We start from the raw sequence: 18,734 nt of genomic DNA, 5'->3' as shown, positions 1-18,734 counted from the left end.
TCACGCCCGGCCGGCGTCGAGAACTTCGCCGATCCGCTGCAGACCGCCCTGGTACATGCCACTGACCGCCTGCGCCAGCTCCGCACCGCCGGCCTCATCGTCGGCCTCGAACTGCGCTGTCCAGAGGATGTCGGAGCCTCCATCCGCCGCGGGCACAACCGCGAAGCGCGAGCTGAAGGCCTTCAACACCAGGGGACCGTCGATGTAGTCGTAGTCGTAGTAGTGGAGTGCGTCGAGGTGCTCGCTGATGCGTTCACGTGCCTGCCCCGCGCCACCCGCCAGCTCTGCATACCGGACGTCGCCGTCGATCCAGGACTTCTCCACAGCCGGGAGCCACTTCTCGATGTCACCCGGGGAGCCGCACAGCGCCCAGATGTCCTCCACCGTGTGGGTGTAGTGCGCGTTTTCCTTGATCGTCATCTGCACGCTCATGTCATTCTCCTCCTGTGCTACAACCGGTTTCGAATCAAACGTCATCGACCACCTGAGTCCGGCACCCGCTGGGTGTCGCTCCGTAAGCGATTCGGGGTCTGGCGTGTGGGCGGCGATGCGTTTAATATGACAAATATAATTAGATTTACTGGCTATGGCAAGGGTCATAGAGGAGCGTTCGGGCCGATTTTCCATTGATCGGGCACCGCACGCTCCCGACAGCGAAAGGATGACTTCATGGACCTGCGACTGAGCGGGAAAGTTGCGATCGTGACGGGCGCGAGCCGCGGATTGGGCAAGGCCGCCGCGGAAGCCCTGCTCGAGGAGGGTGCCTCCGTGCTCCTTGTCGCGCGATCTCGGGAACTCTTGGAAGAAGTTCACCAGAGGTATCCCGAGCGCACGGCTGTGCAACCGTGCGACATGCGTGACGTGGATGCGGTCGCCGCGCTCGCCGATGCCGCCGTCGAGGCCTTCGGTCGTCTTGACATCGTGGTGAACAACGCCGGCATCGCTCCGGCCGGCCGATTCGACGAACAACCGCAGAAATTGTGGGACGAGGTGTTCGACGTCAACGTCCGTGCGCCGGCCGTGCTGACCCGCGCGGCAGCGCAGTACCTCCTGTCCCAGGGGTCGGGCAAGATCATCAACGTGGCGAGCACGTCCGGGATCAAGGGGAAACCGACGTTGGTCGCCTACTCGTCGTCGAAGGGCGCCGTGCTGCAGTTCACCAAGGCGCTCGCCGGTGAATGGGCGAAGAAGGGCGTGCAGGTCAATGCCATCGCCCCCGGCGCCTTCTCCACGGACGCGCAGAGCGCCGTCACCGAGTCCTCGGACGTACTCGCGAAGCGACTGAAGAAGATCCCCGCCGGGCGTATGGGGGACCCCTCGGAGTTCGGTCCCCTGGTGGCCTACCTGGCGTCCCCGTTGTCCGATTTCGTCACCGGTTCGGTCGCCGTCATCGACGGCGGCGAAGTCAGCCGGCTCTGAGAGGGTTTCGCAATGATCATCGATGCACATACGCACATGTGGCCGGACGCGGTCGCTCGCAAGGCACTGGCCGGCTCGGTACCCGATCTCGAGCGCCGCGGTGACGGTACCGCGAACGGTCTCAAGGAATCGATGGCCGCAGCTGGCATCGACCGCTCGGTCTGCCTGGCTGTGGCCAACGACGGGGAGGCCGTCGACAAGGCAAACAAGTTCTCCGGATCGCTCGATCCCGCGTACTTCATCGGATTCGGGTCAGTGCACCCCGAGCTGTCGGTCGAGGAGAACATCGACAGCCTTCGCCGGCATGGACTGAAGGGAGTGAAGATTCATCCCTTCTTTCAGAAGTACGCGCTCGACGACCCACGCATGGACCGACTGTTCGACGCGATGCAGGGCGAGTTCGCCGTCATCATCCATATCGGTTCCATCTCCACTGCCAGCTCAGAGGGTGTCTGCAGTCCTGCGATGCTGGCAGAGCTGGTGCGCAAATTCCCCAGGCTCGACGTCATTGCCTGCCACTTCGGCGGCTACCGGCAGTTTCAGGCGGCGGTCGACGCGGTCGTCGGGCTGCCGGTTTACCTCGACACCTCGTGGCCACCGAGCCTTGCCGAGCTCAACCCGACCGACGTACGGAAGGTGATCGAGTCACACGGTCCCGAGCGAATCATCTTCGCCTCGGACTGGCCGATGGCAGATCAAGGGCGGGAGATTCAGGCAGTCCGGCAGCTGGGCCTGCCCGAAAGCGATGTCGATAACATCCTGGGGTTGAATCTTGCTCGGTTGCTGAATATTTCGAGCTGACCCGGTCGATCTCGATCGTTCGGTTCGAGCCCTACCGCCGGTACGAGGTGGGGCTCGGACCGTATCCGTCTGACGGGGCGGGTGAGTCGCCTCCACGTCGGCTGTGCGCAAGAGTTGGCCATGCACAACCGATTTTCTTTGACCGGTCGGCGGGAGCCAAAGTGGCGACTCAGCTGAGGGTTCCAACATCAAAACTCTTCGACAGGACCGCAGCCCTTGCGCAGATAATATGAATATGGTTACGTTATTTCAGTACGTGTTGTGCGTCACAGAACGAACTGTCCGAGCACGACTCAGAAGAGTCGGCCGGTCCTGATTTGGAGGTCATGGTGACAACCGCCACCGGTTTCGATCCGCTCGAATACCTGGTTCAGCAGAACCCTTACCCCTTCTACAAAGAACTGCGCCAGAACGCGCCGGTGCAGTACATCGAGTCGGTCGGTGCATGGGGAATCTTCCGGTATGCCGATGTGGAGAGCACCTTCAAGCATCCGGAAATCTATTCCGCCAAGGACTTCACCACCAACGCGTTCGGTGAGTTCGATCCCGTACCCGAAGTGAAGTCCATCATCGCCACGGACCCGCCGGAGCATTCACGCGTTCGCCGCCTGGCCAACGCCGGCTTCCGCCCGGGTGCGATCAAGTCCATGGAGCCGAAGGTCGACGCCGTGGTCAACCGTCTGCTCGACAACCTGGAGGACAAGCGTTCGGAATTCGATCTGGTGTCGGATTTCGCCGCCTACGTTCCGGTCAACGTCACAGCCGACCTGCTCGGTGTCGAGGACCCGGACGTGCGGGAGAACTTCAAGCGCTGGACGATGGATCTGTTGAAGTCGCCCAGCCGCGGAGTCCTCCCTCAGGACGAGCTCGACCAGATCCGCACGAGTGTCGCCGAGCTCCGCGCCTACTTCACCGAGCAGATCGAATACCGTCGAACCAATCCCGGGACCGACCTGGTCTCAGATCTTGTTCGCGCCGAGGAAGAAAGTCAGACTCTCACCGCTACCGAGATCCTGAGCCTGGTTGCGTTGATGCAGTTCGGTGGTTCCGAGACGCCGTCCCATCTGATCAGCTCGACGGTGTACAACCTGTTCACGCACCCCGACATCCTGGCCGAGGTGCGGCGCGACCCGAGTAGAGCCTTGGCAGCAGTGCAGGAAACTCTGCGTCAGAACTCGCCCGTGCAGATGGTCTTCCAGACCGCCGTGCGGGACGTCGAGGTCGCGGGGGTCACCATCCCGGCCGATTCCATGGTGTTCGCGTATATCGCGTCGGCCAACCACGACGACACGGTGTTTGACGAGCCGGAGCGGTTCATCCTCGACCGGCCCAACCTCAATAAGCATCTGTCCTTCGCCACCGGCGCCCACCACTGCATTGGTGCGCCGCTCGGCCGCATGATGTGCGCGAAGGCCGTCAGTGGGCTGCTGACACGCTTCCCTGATCTGCAGCCGCTCGAGTCGGATCCGCAGTGGATGCCGTCCTATTGGGTGCGGGGTCTGGCCGGGTACCGGTTCACCGCCTGAGTCGTCGGTCGCTGCAACAGCACTCCGAAGAGGAAGGAATTTCATGCGCGCTGCTCGACTGCCGTCCACCGGCTCCGATCTCGTCATCGAGGAAGTCCCGGACCCCACCCCGGGGCCGGGCCAGGTCGTGGTGAAGATCGCTGCGTCCGGGGTGTGCCACTCGGATGTCACCATCCAGAAAGCTGGACCCGGCATGCCCTCCGTGCCGTACTTTCCGTGGACGCTCGGACACGAAAACACCGGGCACGTGCGCGCGCTCGGTGACGGCGTGACCGGCTTCGAGGTGGGGGATGCGGTCGCGGTATGGCCAGGGTGGGGTGATGGCACCTGCCGGATCTGCAGGGCCGGCCATGAGCACATCTGCCCGAACGTCAGCTATGTCGGCGTCACCCAGCCCGGAGGATGGGCAGACTACCTGCTCGTTCCCGCCGCCCGGCACCTCGTTCCGCTGGGAGACCTGGATCCCGTGCAGGCGGCGCCGTTGACCGACGCCGGACTCACGGCCTATGGGGCGGTCTCCAAGGTCCTGGGCCGATTGACCGAATCCGATCGAAGCGTGGCCGTGATCGGCGCCGGAGGATTGGGTCAGTTCGCGATCAAGTACCTGTCGGCTCTGACGCCGGCACGAATTGTCGCCGTCGACGTCGACGCAGGCAAGCGTGAACACGCCCTCACGATCGGCGCCTCCATGGCGGTCGATTCCTCATCCGACGAGGCTGTCCGCCAGCTGTTGGACGTGTCCGGTGACGGCCTCGGTGTCGACGCGGTTATCGACTTCGTCGGAATCGACAGCACACTCGCCCTCGCCGCCGGCGTCATCGCCCCCTGCGGTGCCCTGATCCTCGTCGGGATCGGCGGGGGCACTCTGTCGTTTGGCTACACGAGTCCGAACCAGGAAGTGCAGGTGAGTACGAGTTCGCTCGGGTCACGCGCCGACCTGGCCGCGGTCATCAGCCTCTGGAAAGAACACGGAATCAACGCCGAAGCCACGCGTTACAGTCTTGACGACGTCAACCAGGCCCTCCAGGACCTTGCCGAGCACAAGATCGCGGAGCGAGGAGTCCTGGTCATGTAAGTCACCAGGCGGAGGCTTCCGTCCTTCGTCACCAGCGGCCCTGGTCCGATCTCGCGCAGAGACGGACCGGGGCCGTTGCGATTTCAACGCGAGTTGTCTGCCCGCCGAATCGTTCGGCAGCCGCACACAACCGGTCATCCGGAGGCAGTCACGAAACGACCCGGGCCGGTGTTCACCGGCCCGGGTCGCGTGTTATCTGAGATTGTTCGGCGGTGTTCGCCCGTCGTTCAGGTTCGCTGTCGACCACAGCGGACGACAGAATCGATCAGACGTAGAGCGCCACTTCCTCGCCCTCGACGTCGACCTTGTAGACGCGGGCCCGGAGCTTGAGCTGGGGTGCGACGACTGACTTGCCGTCGGACAGGTTGAATTCGAAGCCGTGCCAGGGGCACCGCACGATTTCGCCTTCCCGTCCCCAGTCGTAGACGTCGGGTGCGCTTTCGAGCATCATGCCGGTGGGGGCGTTGGTGCACAGTGGCGCACCTTTGTGGGGGCAGGCGTTGCGCATCGCGTGAAAGGCGCCGCCGACATTGAAGACGGCGATGTCCACGCCGTCGATGTCGACGACGCGGCGGGTGTCGTCAGGAAATTCGTCCAGTTTGCCGATCACGTGGCGTGTCATTGTGGTGCTCCAGTCGTGCGGTGAGGTCGTTCCCGTCGACGGGAACGGTGGGAGGTAGGTGGTCAGATTCTCTCGATCAACGTGGCGGTACCGAGTCCACCGCCACAGCACATCGTCACCAGTCCCCAGCGGGTGTCGGTGTTCTCCAACCGGTTGACGATCGTGGTCAGCAGCCGAGCCCCGGTGGCACCCAGGGGATGTCCGATCGCGATGGCTCCGCCCCAGGCATTGACGCGGTCCATGTCGGGCCGGAATTCGCGCTGCCATGCCAGCACCACCGATGCGAACGCTTCATTGATCTCGATCGCGTCGATGTCGTGGATGCTCAGATTGTTCCGGTCGAGGATTCGTGTGGTCGCCGGGATGGGGCCGGTCAACATGTCGACCGGGTCCACCCCGAGGACCACCTGGTCCACGACACGCGCACGAGGCCGGAGGCCGTGTTCCTGCGCGAACTGAGTGTTGGTGAGCAGGACGGCGGCGGCACCGTCGGAGATCTGGGACGAGTTGCCTGCCGTCACTTTTCCGTCGTCCGCGAAGACCGGTTTCAGTGCTGCGAGTGATTCGGTGGTGGCCCCTGCCCGGATGCCCTGGTCAGTGTCGATCTTGGTGCCGTTGACATCGATCGGGTGGATTTCCCGGGCGAGATGCCCGTCCCGGACGGCCGCGGCGGCGCGCTGGTGAGACCGGGCGGAGAATTCGTCCATTTCGGCACGACTGATCCGATAGCGGTCGGCCAGACGTTCGGCGGCCACGCCCTGGGAAACTAGGGGGTACCGAGAGTGCAGTTCCTCGGTGGACGCCAGGCCCCACTGTTCCTGGGATCCCTGGTGCACGCGGAAACCGTTGCGGCCCATGTGCTCGATCCCCGCGGCGATCACTGCTCGATCGATCCCGGCCGTGATGGACGACGCCGCGTAGTGCGCGGCCTGTTGACCGGACCCGCAGCGGATGTCCACCGTCGTCGCACCCGTCGTCGCCGGGAGACCCTTCTGCAACCACGCTGTTCGGGCAATGCCGGAGGACTGCTGTGCGATCTGGTTGGCACACCCGGTGATGACGTTGTCGACGACAGCCGGGTCGATTCCCAGACGGTGCAGGACGCCTTCGTAGCACTGCCCCAGCAGATCGGCGGGGTGGACGTCCCGCAGGACTCCCTTGTCGGCATGGCCACGGCCGACCGGGGACCGGACCGCATCGATGATGACGGCCTGATGCGCTGTGTCGCGGCTCATCGTCGCAGTCCTTCCTGCATCGTATCGCCGGCGAGGATGGTGCTCACGAGCGTCTTGGAGATACCGAGCCGGAGAATTTCCGAGGAACCCTCATAGATCCGCATCGGACGCGCCTGGCGGTAGAGTCGCTCGAGCTTGGAATCGCGAACCAGCCCGAAGCGGCCGGAAATCTGCACTGCACGGTCGGTGATACGACCGGCGGTCTCACTGGCGACCAGTTTCGCCATGGAGCTGAAGTGCAGGGATGCGGCCGGGTCGACCCGGGCCATATCGGCGGCCTTGTAGGTCAGCAGGCGGGCCGCTTCGAGTTCGGCCCAGGAGGCGCCGAGCATGTCGGCCACCGCGCCCAGTTTGGCCAGGGGACGCCCGAACTGCACGCGCGTCCCGGCGTGCCGGGCGGCCTCGTCCAAGGCGGCCTGGGCGAGACCGATCGATGCGCCGGCCACCGAGACCCGGAACACTGCGAGTGTGGCGAGCACATGCTCGAGTCCCTTGCCGATTTCACCGATGCGGTTGCCCTCGTGGACCTCGACATCGTCGAAGGCGAGCTCGGCCAGGATGTGGGGGGCGATGATGTCGGGTGTCGGGGTGAGGGTCAGACCGGACGCATCTGCCGGGACCAGGAACAAGCTCAGCCCCTGCCCCTCCTGTGCCAGAACGCAATAGAACCCTGCCGCGCCGCCGTTGGAAATGAAGGACTTGTTGCCGTTCAGCACCAATCGTTCACCATCTCGACGTACCTCGGTGACGATGTTCTTCAGGTCCGAACCGGCCTCCTGCTCGGTGAGACCGAGGCCGGCGAGCGCATCCCCGGAGGCAACCTTGGGCAGCCACTCGTCCCGGAGCGCGTCACTTCCCGCGCGCGCCAATCCGAAGCTCCCGATGCCCTGTAGTGCGAAGAGCGAATCCAGATGTGCCGAGGTTCCCATGAGGACTTCACGCACGATGCACACGGCCAGGGGGTCGACGGAGTCGAAACGCCCACCCCAGCGGGCCGGTACGGTCAACGTCCACAGGCCGCTGTCGGCGAGAATCTTCCGCATGCCCTCGTGCACGGTGCTCATCGCGTCGGCTTCGATGGCGAACGGTTCGGCGGCCGCCGCGACCGCGACCGCCTCGTCACGTATCGCGAGATACTTCTGGTCTAGATCGAAAGACATAGTTTTTCCTTGTCTGCCCGCCAACTATGGCGAGTACGTGTGGATCGTGATGCTCGCGTTGCTGTGCAACGACAGTCACAGATCCAACTTGAGGCAACTGCCCTTGGCGCGTGAGACGCAAATCATCATGCACTCGCCGCTCTCACGCTCGCTCTCGGTCAGCACGACGTCATGGTGTTCCGGGATGCCCTCGAGTACGACGACTTCACAGGTCCCACAGGTGCCCTCTTCGCAGGAGGCGTCGACCATGACACCAGCGTCGGTCAACACCTCGAGAATGCTCCGATCGGACGGCACGGTCAGCGTCATGCCGGACTGAGCAAGTTCCACCTCGATCGGTCGGGCGTTCGCCAGATCCGGCAGATCGGCGCGAAACCGTTCCACATGTAATGCATCTGCAGGCCAGGTCGATTCGCAGAAGCTTTCGATCGCGGCCAGCAGCGGTTCGGGCCCGCAGCTGTACACCGCGGCCCCGGGAGCGGGGTTCGCCAGTTCAGTGGCCAGGTCGAGTAGCCCGTGAGTGTCCTGCGGGTGAAATGTGACCTTGTCGCCGTACCGGGCCAGCTCGTCCCGGAAGGCCATCGTCTCGAGTGAGCGACCACCGTACAGCAGCGTCCACGGTGTACCCGACGTCTCCGCCGCTCGAATCATGGGCAGCATCGGAGTGATCCCGATACCGCCGGCCACGAATCGGTACGCGCTCGCAGGCTCGAGTGAGAAGTTGTTCCTCGGCCCCCGGCTCTTGACGCTGGTTCCTGTGGGCAGCTTGTCGTGGATGTAGTCGGAACCGCCCCGGCTGCTCGGCTCGCGCAGCACCGCAACAGTCCAGGTCTGCCGATCGGTCGGGTCCCCGCACAAGGAATACTGGCGGGACAACCCGTTGGCGAGATTCATCTCGACGTGTGCGCCGGGGGACCATGACGGAAGGAGTGCACCGTCATTCGCCCGAAGATCCAGCGCCACGATGTCTGGCGTCAGCATCCGTCGGCCGTGGACAATGAGGTCGAGGTCGACTTCGGAGTCGTTCGCAGTCAGCATGACATTCATGGCTGTGGTATCCCACTCAGTTGATGCGGTCACCGTAGAACTCCCGTGGATTGTCGAACATGATCCGGCGCTGGAGATCCTCCGGCAGACCGGCGAGGGCATTGGTGGGGTCGTTGTAGTTCCAGTGCGGGTAGTCGGAGCTGAACATCAGGACTTTCTCCGCGTTGATCATGTCCATCAGGGCAAGCAGGTGCTGCTTCTTGGGCGGCTCGACGAACGGCTGCGTCGTGAAACGCATGTTCTCGTTCAGGTACTCGCTGGGATGCCGCTTCACCCAGGGGATCTCGTCGCGCAGTCCGTACCAGTCGGCATCGAGCTTCCAGCTGAGCTCCGCGATCCATGCGATACCACCTTCGGCGATGACGACCTTCAGCTCGGGGAAACGCTCGAAGACGCCGTGGCAGAGCAGGCTCGCGGTGTTGGCCTGATGAATCTGACCCAGCAGTGCGTGCCACTCGATGTAGTAGGTCGGGGTGCCGGCCATCCGGGGAGCGCGGGCGTAGACGTTTTCGGTTCCGCTGGGGTGCACGCAAATGGGGAGCCCGTGGCGCTGTGCTGCCTCGTAGATCGGGTAGTAGTGCTTCTCGCCCATCAGGATGTCGTGCAGCGGCATGAAGATCTCGACGATGCCGGGCCGATCGGCCATCCGGTCGATCTCCTTGACGGCGAGTTCGGGGTCCTGGGGTGCGATGACGAGTCCGCCCCGGTACCTCTTGTCGAACTGGAGCCACCGCTCGCACATCCAATCGTTGTATGCCGACGCGATAGTGGCGGCGACCTGCGGATCGGGCATCGCTCCGATACCCAGCAGGTGTCCGGACAGCAGAATCGCCCGATCGATGCCGGCTCCGTCGAGTAGTTGCGCGGCAGTGAACGCCGGGTCGGTGGCCGGCGACATGCCGGGACGGGACGTGTCGCCACGCATACCGCCGGAAGAGTTGATGTAGAGGTAATCCAAAGGAAGGTGGAACTGAGACGCCACCGTGTGGCCGCCGCCCAGTCCGGCGCCGATGCGCTTCTGCCACGCCGTACTCATGTACGGCACCAGAGTCGCGAGCCCGTTCTCCATATAGGGATGGACGTCGGAGTCGATGATCGCCAACGACTGCTTCTTCTCGGTGGCCTGTCGTGCTGCATACGCAGTGGTCATGGGCACTTTCCTCGCTTAGGCGGTGGGTCGTTAAATAGTGCTATGTTATCTACCTTACAGACCGTCGATCGGGTTGTCGAGATCTGGGTCACAGCCGCTGGGTGGGTAGCCGGGGATTGCGTATCGCACCGGCACCGCTGCGTCGTTGACTTTTAAAACATATCTATGTTAAATATGTTAAAGTGTTACTTCCGTCACAGGGATGTACCTCATCTCACGCGAATCCGAGAGGTTCAGATGTCAACTACTGCCGCGACCACTAATGAGCTCGACGTCGCCGTTCCCGAACTCGACAAGGCGTTCATCGCCGGGGAGTGGGTAACGCCCACCGGTGCCGGGACTATCGACGTGGTCATGCCCTCGACCGAACAGGTCGTGGCCACGGTGCCTTCGCCTACCACGGCGGACGCCGACGCCGCCGTCGCGGCGGCGCGTGCGGCATTTGACCAGGGTCCCTGGCCGCGCATGACCGTCGAGGAGCGGGCGCGAATCTGCCGCACCTTCGCCGACGAGCTCGAAGCCCGGTTGGATGCGATGAATCGTGCCTGGATGTTCGAGTCGGGATACACCCGCGCGCACGGCGAGATGATCAACTCCGGTGCGGGCAGCGCGATCTGGGGACATGCGATCGACATCGCGCCTACCCTGCAATGGGAGGAGATCCGCAAGAACGCCACCAGTGAGGTGCTGGTCCAGCATCAGCCGATCGGCACGGTCCTGGCGATCCTGACCTACAACGGACCGGTGCCGCTGATGGGCATGAAAGTCATCCCGGCGCTGCTCGCCGGATGCCCCGTGGTCGTGAAGTTCGCGCCCGAATCGCAGCTGACCTCCCGGCTGATCATGGACGCCGCCAACGCCGCCGGGTTCCCCGTAGGGGTCATCAGCGGTCTCGCTGCGGAACTCGAGACCAGCAAGTACCTCGTTCAGCACCCCGGGATCGACATGGTCCACATGACCGGCGGTACCGCAGTGGCCAAGGAAGTGGTCCAGCAGACCTCACAGCGCCTGGCAAGGACCGCCCTCGAACTCGGCGGCAAGTCACCGGCGATCATCGCCGACGACGTCGACATCGACGAGGTGCTGGCTACCCTCGTGCCCGGCGCCACCGGCGGCTGTGGGCAGGTGTGCGTCGCACTGTCGCGAATTCTTGTCTCCCGCAGTCGTTACGATGAGGTGGTTACCAAGCTCGCCGAGGCGTTCGAGACCATCAAGGTCGGCGACCCCTTCGATCCGGACACCGATCTCGGTCCGCTGGCCAACAAGCGATCCGTCGAGCGGACCGAACGGATGCTGGCCAAGGCACTCGAACAGGGTGCGGTGGTTGCGGCCGGCGGCAAGAGGCCGGACGGTCTCGAACGCGGCTACTATTTCGCGCCGACTCTGCTGCGTGACGTCACCAGCGACATGGAGATCGCACAGGAAGAGGTCTTCGGCCCGATCACCGTCGTGATCGCCTACGATGACCTCGACGATGCGGTTCGGATCGCGAACGACACCCAGTTCGGACTAGCCGCGTCGGTCTATGCGCAGGACCGGGACAAGGCGCTCGAAATCGCCAAGCGCATCCGGTCGGGGGGAGTCGCGCTCAATCTTGCGGGTTGCTCGCTCACCGAGCCCTTCGGCGGAGTCAAGCAGTCCGGATGGGGCCGCGAATGCGGTGCCGAGGGAATCCTCGAATTCACCGAACTCAAGCAGATTCTGCTCAGCGGGGCCTACTCGGGATAGCGCCCCCACACCAAATAGAATGGTGGGGAAGAGTCGGTGGACTCATCCCCACCACTCTCTTCGGTGTGCCGTGGCCGGGATATCCGGCACACCTGCCGCCGGCAGAAAGCAACGCCCCCGCATGAAAAGACCGTATCCGGCCCGGGTGGGCGGATACGGTCTACTTGGGCCGGAGGAACGTCAGAGGCCGTAGAGTTCCCACGTCACCACCTGACGCAAGACGTTCGGGAACTTCTTCTCGAAGTACTTCGCCGTCTCGACCATGTGGCGTTGCATTGCCTCCCCCGCTTCGGTCGGCTGGCCCGCTGCGATCGACTGGTAGATCGCCTCGTGCACCGCGAGTACCGAACGACGAGCGGTCCTGGTGAACTGCACGCCCAGCGGCGCGCCGTCGAGAACCCAGTCGAGGGAGTTGGAAATGTACGTGATCAACGGGTTGTTGGCGCCGGTGGCCACGAGGGTGTGGAACTGGTGATTCTCGTGCAGGAACGTGGCCTCGTCGTCGATGTCGGCCCGCATGCTGGCCACCGACTCCCTCAGCGCGAGGACCGTCTGCTCGTCCCGGTGTGCCGCACACAGCGATGCGGCGATGGGCTCGATGTAACCCCGCAACTCGATGACAGAGCGAAACGTGGTCTCCGAGAACTGCATCAACAACGCCATGGTGCTCGCGAGATGGCGTGAATTGGGTGCAGCCACGACCGGCCCACCACCGCGCCCGGGACGGATCTCGATCACCCCGAGAAGCTCGAGGATTCGCAGTCCCTCCCGGAGCGTGCTTCGGCCAACACTGTGGGAGGCGCACATCTCCGTTTCCGTGGCCAGAGGATCACCGGGACGAAGCCCGCGAGTCCGAATGTCCTTGACGATCCGCTGGGCGATCACCTCCGAGCGTTTCGGTGGCATCCGCGGCTCATAGGCCTGCGGTGTCATGTCTTTCACGTTGATGCCATTGCCATTCGCTTCCAGCACCGATGCTCCTTGGGCCTTGGTGTCGCTGATGTAGCTGCGGGGGATCCGAGGGTCATTCCCTGCCATCTACAGCTGACCTATGCGTGCTACTGCGATAATTTCCCGGTTGGATACCTGTTCATGCGCATGGCGCGGCCGGTCAGCGGCCGGTCCAGACAGGGCGCCGTTTCTCGGCGAAGGCCGTCGCGCCTTCACGTGCGTCGGCGGAGTGACGAACCGGGTCGACAATGGCTTCTTGATCCTCGAATGCCTGATCGGTGGACCAGTTACCGGACTCGATAATTACCTTCTTCGACGCCTGCACGGCCAGCGGTCCGTTGCCGCTGATCTCCTCGGCGAGATCGAGCGCAGTAGCGAGGGCACGGCCCTGCGCTGCGATTCGGTTGACGAGGCCGTGTTCGGCGCACCACCGGGCGGTCAGACGCCGTCCGGTCAGGGCTGCCTCCATAGCGAGGTGATACGGGATGCGCGAGGGCAGCCGCAACAGGCCGCCGCCGGCGGCGGTGAGTCCGCGTTGCACCTCGGGGAGACCGAACACGGCGTCCTCGGCGGCCACGATGAGGTCGCATGACAAGGCGATCTCGAATCCTCCGCCGATGGCGGCACCCTCGACAGCGGCGATGATCGGCGTATCGGGCGGTATGCGCACCAGGCCGAATGGTCCACGCTTGTCGTCGACCGGGCGTTCGCCCGTCGCCCGGAAGGCTTTCAGGTCCATTCCCGCCGAGAAGTGGCCGCCCGCGCCGGTCAGTACGATGACACGGCAGTTCGGGTCGTCGTCGAGTGCGTCGAGGGCGCGACTGATCGCCTGAGCAGTGGCCAGGTCGACGGCGTTGCGGGCCGCGGGCCGGTTGATCGTGAGGACGGCGACTCCGTCCATCGGGTTGTCGATCATCAGCGATGCGGGCGCCTCGGTGGTGCTCATCGCGGCGCCATCCGGATGGCACCGTCGAGTCGAATCGTTTCACCGTTGATCATGGAATTCTCCATGATGTGGACGGCGAGTTCGCCGAATTCCGCCGGATCGCCGAGGCGGCTGGGGTGTGGGACGGACTGTCCGAGTTTGTCGCGCACGTTCTCGGGAAGCCGTGCGAGCAGCGGAGTGTCGAAGATGCCGGGTGCGATCGTGGCGACTCGGATCTGGTGCGTGGCGAGGTCTCGCGCGGCGACGATCGTCATGCCGACGACACCCGCCTTCGACGAAGCGTAGGGAATCTGACCGACCTGGCCCTCCCAGGCCGCGACCGATGCCGTCATCACGATCGCGCCGCGGTCGCCGTCGAGGGGTTCGTTGCTCACCATCCGGGCGGCACTGAGCCGCAGCACGTTATACGAGCCGATGAGATTGGTCTGGATGACTCCCGCATAGTTCCCGAGCGGGTTGGGTTGGCCTTCCTTGTCCAGGATGCGCATCGTATGACTACGTCCGGCGCAGTGCACCACCGCACGCAGGGGGCCGTGGGACTGCGCGGTGTCGAGCGCGGCCGACACCGATTCCTCGTCGGTGACGTCGGCGGGTGCGAAGCTGGCCCCGCCACCGAAGCTCGCGGCCACCTCCTCGCCGGCGGACGTGGGTAAGTCCAGGATGGTCACGTGCGCTCCCCGTTTCGCCAGTGCGCGCGCACTGGCCAAACCGAGGCCCGACGCGCCTCCGGTGACCAGCGCGGATGTCCCGTCAAGATTCATGAGATTCTCCTTCGTCTCGAAGCCCGGTCGACCCTGTTCGACAGAGTCAGAGACTTAACGTAGATAATATAAACATCATTAAGACCGGTAGTCGAGACCTCCATCGGTTCCGGGGCCGTTCGGGCCGGCCGCGCGACCTACAAGCGTGCGAAGGGAATCGGTTTCCGAGAGGCCTTCTCAGCCACGATTAAATATGTCTATGATAACACCACATATTGTTTCAGGTGCACGACGTGTACCGAACTGGCGAGGAGAAGTGACGTGGGCGAGACCCTGCTCGAGCGGGAGAAGGACCATCCCCAGGAAGTTGTCGCCGAACGCGACGGACGACGGATCATCATCATGGACTCCGCCCGCTGGGTCGACGGGCGGAACACCGACCGGGACGTCGTCCTGCCGGCGTCATACATCGGCGTCCTCCCCGCACGCATGTGCGCCATCCACCGACCCCGCGGCGTCATCGGGCACGACGCCTGCATCGGCAAGGACGGGGCCGGGATCGCCGGACTCTGGTACCTGGAGGCGCTGGGCATCCCCGCCGCCACCGCGGACGGGATGACCGTGGAAATGGGCAACGGACGCGACCTCTACGACAACGGCCTGATCTCCCATGTGAACTACCACGCCGAAAGCCTGGGCGTGGCAGTCGGGATGCCCGTTCGCGAAGCGGCCGAGCTCCTGCGCGACAAAGAGCTGACCGACACCGCCGTCGGGAACAAGATCAGGCGTGAGATCGTCGAGGAGCTTGCGGACGGCCGCCGGATCGTCGTCACCGACTCCATCGTGTGGGCTCTGCCGGAGGACGCCGGCCGCAGCGTCATGGTGACCGCGGGCCACACTGGCCGCAGTGGTGCCAAGTTCTTGCTCGAGGCCGACCCATGGGCCTTCATCTGCCACGACGGCGGCATGTCGAAGAACGAATCCGGCATCGTCGGACTGCGCACCGCCGAGGACGCCGGACTGGCCGGCGCCTGCATCGACGGGCGCACGGCGCCGATCGGCGACGCCTTCCGCGGCTACCACGAAGGGCTGATCAGCGCCTGCAACGGCCCCGCCCGCGACCGCGGCGTCACCATCGGTATGCCCGTCGCGGAAGCCGCTCACCGCCTGCTCATCGGCGGCAGGTGATGGACATGCACCTCGAGCGGCCACTGCCCACCCCGAGCGAATTGACGGCGCCGTTCTGGGCAGCAGCCCGCGAGCATCGCCTGATCCGTCCCGTCTGCGACGACTGCTCCCGCAGCTTCTTCACACCCCAGTTGATCTGCCCCCACTGCCTCGGCGAAAAGTGGAGCTACCAGACCAGCACCGGCCGCGGAAGCGTCTACAGCAGCACCATCGTTCACCGCCCGCCGTCCCCGGCAATCCCGGCGCCCTACGAGCTCGCGATTGTCGACATGGACGAGGGCTGGCAGTTGCTCACCAACATCGTCACCACGCGGGACGAGCCGACACCGATCGGTACCCGTGTCGAGGTGACCTGGACCGAGATCGACGAGAACTGGACCTTCCCCGCCTTCCACACCATCTACCCAGAGGACGCCCCGCGATGAACATCGGACTCGCCTTCAGTAGAAACGCCCGCCGGGACCCGCAGGCCCTCGCATGTTTCGCAGGCACCCAAGCCCGCACGTGGGCGCAGGTCAACGATCGGGCATGCCGCCTGGCGAATCTGCTCATCGACCGGTACGGGGTGGCCCGCGGCGACCGCGTCGCGGTGCTGGTCGCCAACCGGATGGAGGTGGTCGAACTCGTCGGTGGCTGCGCCAAGGCGGGCGCCGTCTACGTTGGACTGAATTTTCGGCTGGGTGAGCCGGAGTACGCCGACATCTTCACCAACTGCACCCCGAAAGTCATTCTCGCCGACGCGGAGTTGGCCCCGATGGCGCGGCGGCTCACCGACGGCACCGACGTCGTCGTGCTCGATATCGACGATCCGAGCCAGTACGACGAGCAGCTGAGCGCCTCGTCCCCCGCCGCACCACTCATCGAGCGGCAGGTGGGCCCCGGCGACGACTTCTGCATCGTCTACTCGAGCGGCACGACCGGTCGACCGAAGGGCATCCTCTTCAGCGTCGGCGCCACCCTGCAGCATGCCGCCGTGGCGGTCACCGAATACGAGCTGTCCGCGCAGACGCGGTGGATGATCGCCATTCCCCACAACTCCAGCATGCAGATCACCCTCGCCCCGCTCGCCCTCCTCGGCGGTGCGATCGGATTCGCGGACTCGCGGGGCTTCAAGCCCGCGCGGTTCGTCGACGACGTGCGAGCGAACGCGGTCACCCACACCTTCCTGGTGCCGACCATGCTGATCAGGCTCCTCGAATCCGAAATCGGCCCCGACGCGATCCCGACGCTGCAGACGATCGGGTACGGATCCGCCCCCATTGCCCCGGACCGCGTCGCCGCCCTGGTCGAGCGGTTCGGCCCGATTTTCGTGCAGTTGTACGGCATGGCGGAGATCGCCTCGATCGGCACCATGCTCCGCAAGACCGACCACGCCGCTGCCGCGGCCGGTCGCCCGGAACTGTTCACCACCTGCGGAAAGGAATCGATGGCGGTGATGGTGCGCCTGGCCGACGAGACCGGTGCCGACGTCCCACCGGGGGAGCGCGGCGAGATCGTGTTCGGCACGCCCTACACCATGGTCGGCTACTACCGCGAACCCGAGCGGACCTCGGAGGTGCTCGTCGACGGATGGATGCACTCCGGTGACATCGGGCAGTGGACATCCGACGGCTATCTGAAGATCGTGGGCAGGAAGAAGGACCTCATCATCCGCGGTGGATTCAACATCGCACCCACCGAGATCGAGAACGTGCTGACCCTGCACGAACAGGTACGTGAAGCAGCGGTCGTCGGCCTCGACGATCCCGAATGGGGTGAGGCGATCGCCGCGGTCGTCGTCGCGAGCGGGGCACAGGCACCATCGGCGGACGAACTCATGCAGTGGTGCCGACAGCAGGGGCTCCCGAGCATCAAAGTCCCCGAACGGATCGAAGTCTGGCAGGATCTGCCGCGCAACGCGGTCGGCAAGATCACGAAAGCCCAAGTGCGAGAGAAGCTGGCATCCCCGGCCGGTGTTGCATGAGCACCGGCCACCCGTTCCACGACATCGCCGTCGTCGGCGTGGGAATGACCCAGCAGGCCCGGCGACTCGAGATGAACTCGCTGACCGCCAGTGTGCACGCCGCCAAGGCGGCCCTCGCGGACGCCGGGATCGACCGCACCGAGGTCGACGGCATCTGTGCCCGCTGGCCCGGACCCGGCGGCACCGTCTTCCAACCCGGATCGGCGGACTGGGCGGGACTGCTGGGCATCCCGGTGCGCTGGATCGGTGACACCTACCCGCAGGGCGTGCCTGCAGTCCTCGACGCCGCCGCGGCGATTGCGACGGGCCAATGCCACACCGTGCTGATCACCGGCGGACAGGCGGGGGTGATGACCGCCGAAGCCGGCCGTGTCGCCTCCTACACGCGTCCGGCAAACGAGTTCGTCGAACCCTTCGGCTCGTTCACCACCGCACAGTTCGCGCTTGTGGCGCAGCGCTACCTGCACGAGTATCCGCATGCCCGCGAGCCGATGGCCGAAGTCGCCGCCACCATCCGCAACACCGGATCGGCCAACCCAGACGCCGTGATGGCCGGCCGCGGCCCGTACACCGCCGAGGAAGTCCTCGCCGCCCCGAAACTCGTCGATCCGTTCACCCGGCTGGAGGTATGCCTGGCCAACGAAGGCGCGGCCGCGCTGGTCGTGACCACGCTCGACCGGGCCCGGGACCTACCGTCGACGCCGGTGCGGATCCTCGGCGGCGGCGCCGAATGGATGCGCCAACAATATGTAGACCCACCCCGCTACGACGACGTGTGGATGATCGGCGCCGACGCCTCCCGCCGCGCCTACACCACCGCCGGCATCGAACCCCACGACCTCGACTTCGTCCAGTTGTACGACGTCAACTCCGCCGAGGTGCTCCGTCAGTACGAAGCCCTCGGCTTCTGCAAACAGGGCGACGGCGGACCGTTCGCCCTCGACACCGGAATCGGCATCGACGGGGGACTGCCCACCTGCACCGACGGCGGCGTCCTGTCCTTCAGTCACATCGGCTGGGGCGCACCGACACTGAAAATCATCGAGGCCGTCCGGCAAATCCGCGGCGACGGCGGCAACAGGCAGGTACCCGGCGCGCGAACCGGGTTGGTCGCGGGAGCCGGATCCGGCGCCCAGTACTACAACGTCCTCGTCCTCGGTGCCGCGGACTGACCGAAGACAGTGCGAACAGGCCCCTTGTGGTTCGCCGGCCGCCCACCCAG

18 protein-coding genes are annotated in these 18,734 nt (G+C 64.9%); 9 read left to right on the top strand and 9 right to left on the bottom strand.

The window, feature by feature from the left end; all coding sequences use genetic code 11:
• Positions 1-432, bottom strand: coding sequence for an SRPBCC family protein (locus tag ACLIVD_RS32285; RefSeq protein WP_317569043.1), 432 nt, complete (start codon positions 430-432; stop codon positions 1-3).
• A gap of 237 nt (positions 433-669) precedes the next feature.
• Between ACLIVD_RS32285 and ACLIVD_RS32280 the strand changes: the two genes are divergently transcribed.
• The 4 genes from ACLIVD_RS32280 to ACLIVD_RS32265 all read left to right on the top strand — a co-directional run bounded on the left by ACLIVD_RS32280 (position 670) and on the right by ACLIVD_RS32265 (position 4,821).
• Positions 670-1,419: an SDR family NAD(P)-dependent oxidoreductase gene (locus ACLIVD_RS32280; protein WP_283332053.1), complete on the top strand. Its 750-nt coding sequence runs from the start codon at positions 670-672 to the stop codon at positions 1,417-1,419.
• Between the two features lie 12 nt (positions 1,420-1,431).
• Positions 1,432-2,220 (top strand): amidohydrolase family protein, encoded by a 789-nt coding sequence (locus ACLIVD_RS32275; protein WP_283332052.1) that lies wholly within the window; start codon positions 1,432-1,434, stop codon positions 2,218-2,220.
• Between the two features lie 329 nt (positions 2,221-2,549).
• Positions 2,550-3,746, top strand: coding sequence for a cytochrome P450 (locus tag ACLIVD_RS32270; protein WP_317569042.1), 1,197 nt, complete (start codon positions 2,550-2,552; stop codon positions 3,744-3,746).
• A gap of 43 nt (positions 3,747-3,789) precedes the next feature.
• Positions 3,790-4,821 (top strand): NAD(P)-dependent alcohol dehydrogenase, encoded by a 1,032-nt coding sequence (locus tag ACLIVD_RS32265; protein ID WP_283332050.1) that lies wholly within the window; start codon positions 3,790-3,792, stop codon positions 4,819-4,821.
• A 265-nt stretch (positions 4,822-5,086) separates the two neighbouring features.
• Here the strand turns inward: ACLIVD_RS32265 and ACLIVD_RS32260 are convergent, their stop codons facing one another.
• From ACLIVD_RS32260 to ACLIVD_RS32240, 5 genes are all read right to left on the bottom strand, one after another.
• Positions 5,087-5,443 (bottom strand): Rieske (2Fe-2S) protein, encoded by a 357-nt coding sequence (locus ACLIVD_RS32260; RefSeq protein WP_283332049.1) that lies wholly within the window; start codon positions 5,441-5,443, stop codon positions 5,087-5,089.
• 62 nt (positions 5,444-5,505) lie between these two features.
• Positions 5,506-6,678 carry a thiolase family protein gene (locus tag ACLIVD_RS32255; protein ID WP_283332048.1) on the bottom strand — a complete coding sequence of 391 codons (1,173 nt, stop codon included), beginning with the start codon at positions 6,676-6,678 and terminating at the stop codon, positions 5,506-5,508.
• A complete protein-coding gene (locus tag ACLIVD_RS32250; protein ID WP_283332047.1) occupies positions 6,675-7,838 on the bottom strand; it encodes an acyl-CoA dehydrogenase family protein in 1,164 nt (387 codons plus the stop codon). Before ACLIVD_RS32250 ends, ACLIVD_RS32255 begins: the two co-directional genes overlap by 4 nt.
• Positions 7,839-7,913: 75 nt before the next feature.
• Positions 7,914-8,885: a PDR/VanB family oxidoreductase gene (locus tag ACLIVD_RS32245; RefSeq protein ID WP_491931263.1), complete on the bottom strand. Its 972-nt coding sequence runs from the start codon at positions 8,883-8,885 to the stop codon at positions 7,914-7,916.
• Positions 8,886-8,901: 16 nt separating this feature from the next.
• Complete coding sequence (locus ACLIVD_RS32240) at positions 8,902-10,035, bottom strand: amidohydrolase family protein (RefSeq protein WP_283332045.1); 1,134 nt, start codon at positions 10,033-10,035, stop codon at positions 8,902-8,904.
• Positions 10,036-10,272: 237 nt separating this feature from the next.
• On the opposite strand from ACLIVD_RS32240, the gene ACLIVD_RS32235 reads away from it, so the two are divergent.
• Positions 10,273-11,763: an aldehyde dehydrogenase family protein gene (locus ACLIVD_RS32235; RefSeq protein WP_491931262.1), complete on the top strand. Its 1,491-nt coding sequence runs from the start codon at positions 10,273-10,275 to the stop codon at positions 11,761-11,763.
• A gap of 180 nt (positions 11,764-11,943) precedes the next feature.
• Here ACLIVD_RS32235 and ACLIVD_RS32230 read toward each other — a convergent pair whose 3' ends face one another.
• From ACLIVD_RS32230 to ACLIVD_RS32220, 3 genes are all read right to left on the bottom strand, one after another.
• Positions 11,944-12,735 carry a FadR/GntR family transcriptional regulator gene (locus ACLIVD_RS32230; protein ID WP_283332043.1) on the bottom strand — a complete coding sequence of 264 codons (792 nt, stop codon included), beginning with the start codon at positions 12,733-12,735 and terminating at the stop codon, positions 11,944-11,946.
• A gap of 139 nt (positions 12,736-12,874) precedes the next feature.
• Positions 12,875-13,660 (bottom strand): crotonase/enoyl-CoA hydratase family protein, encoded by a 786-nt coding sequence (locus ACLIVD_RS32225; protein ID WP_317569039.1) that lies wholly within the window; start codon positions 13,658-13,660, stop codon positions 12,875-12,877.
• Positions 13,657-14,421, bottom strand: a complete 765-nt coding sequence (locus ACLIVD_RS32220; RefSeq protein ID WP_283332041.1) for an SDR family NAD(P)-dependent oxidoreductase — start codon at positions 14,419-14,421, stop codon at positions 13,657-13,659. Before ACLIVD_RS32220 ends, ACLIVD_RS32225 begins: the two co-directional genes overlap by 4 nt.
• Before the next feature lie 261 nt (positions 14,422-14,682).
• Between ACLIVD_RS32220 and ACLIVD_RS32215 the strand changes: the two genes are divergently transcribed.
• From ACLIVD_RS32215 to ACLIVD_RS32200, 4 genes are read left to right on the top strand one after another with little or no spacing between them, the layout of a single operon-like run.
• Positions 14,683-15,549 carry a hypothetical protein gene (locus ACLIVD_RS32215; RefSeq protein WP_283332040.1) on the top strand — a complete coding sequence of 289 codons (867 nt, stop codon included), beginning with the start codon at positions 14,683-14,685 and terminating at the stop codon, positions 15,547-15,549.
• 5 nt (positions 15,550-15,554) lie between these two features.
• Complete coding sequence (locus ACLIVD_RS32210; RefSeq protein WP_283332039.1) at positions 15,555-15,974, top strand: Zn-ribbon domain-containing OB-fold protein; 420 nt, start codon at positions 15,555-15,557, stop codon at positions 15,972-15,974.
• The gene (locus tag ACLIVD_RS32205) at positions 15,971-17,512 is read left to right on the top strand and encodes a class I adenylate-forming enzyme family protein (protein ID WP_283332038.1); all 1,542 of its coding nucleotides are present in this window, start codon (positions 15,971-15,973) and stop codon (positions 17,510-17,512) included. The genes ACLIVD_RS32210 and ACLIVD_RS32205 overlap by 4 nt, the downstream gene beginning before the upstream one ends.
• Positions 17,509-18,684 carry a thiolase family protein gene (locus ACLIVD_RS32200; protein WP_283332037.1) on the top strand — a complete coding sequence of 392 codons (1,176 nt, stop codon included), beginning with the start codon at positions 17,509-17,511 and terminating at the stop codon, positions 18,682-18,684. The genes ACLIVD_RS32205 and ACLIVD_RS32200 overlap by 4 nt, the downstream gene beginning before the upstream one ends.
• Positions 18,685-18,734: the final 50 nt, after the last annotated feature.

The sequence above is a fragment of the Rhodococcus sp. G6(2025) genome, assembly GCF_058628105.1.
This window is presented reverse-complemented; position numbering and strand designations above follow the sequence as displayed.